The sequence below is a fragment of the Pseudoalteromonas sp. BSi20652 genome (assembly GCF_000239855.1).
Classification (GTDB): Bacteria; Pseudomonadota; Gammaproteobacteria; order Enterobacterales; family Alteromonadaceae; genus Pseudoalteromonas.
This window is the reverse complement of sequence record NZ_BADT01000202.1, coordinates 1-616: the sequence shown is the minus strand read 5'-3', so window position 1 is coordinate 616 and position 616 is coordinate 1. Positions and strand designations below refer to the sequence as shown.

Annotated in this window: 1 protein-coding gene; it reads right to left on the bottom strand. The window is 35.1% G+C overall.

The genetic code is table 11. The features are described 5' to 3' along the window. Positions 1-369: DUF3653 domain-containing protein (locus P20652_RS18955; RefSeq protein ID WP_237707154.1), on the bottom strand; the 369-nt coding region annotated here is incomplete at its 3' end. Positions 370-616 lie beyond the last annotated feature (247 nt).

Here is a 616-nt window from a genome sequence, read left to right as displayed (position 1 = left end):
ATATTTCAACATTATATCTTTTAGTGCAAAATCGTCACTCATTTTAATTAAATCATTATCTATGGCTTTTAGGGTGTCACTGGCCGCAACCAATTCGTGAAAATGGTCAATTTTATGCTGTAGGGCGTTTACATGGCTTTCGTTATAGCGGGCTGCACGTTGTAAAAACTCTATTTTGTTTATGTAGTCAGGTTGGTAGCGTTTTCCGCGTGGTGTCCACAAATATCCATCACTGCAAATATAAAACCCATCCCAATTTTTATGAAAGCTCATTCCGCCACTTATTCGTTGTTCGGGCATAAGCACTGCACGCGGGCACGGCTTGTCAGCGCTTAAAGTTCGCTCAGTATTAAATAGTATCGCTGACACCCATCCGAATTTTTATGCTTATTTTTTCTTCAAAGCTGTTATTAATTGAACTAGAATAATAATCCGGTTATGGTCAAGGTAAGCTAGAATAAGCCCAGTTAAATAATAATATCAATAATTTAAAAGGAAAAAGAATGGCTTTATATATTGAAGAAAATTTAATCAAGGACGAAATAATAAAGTATAAAGGTAAAACGAGTGTATGGTCTTTATTGCCTAAAGTTTTACTTGGCCTTATTTTATTACA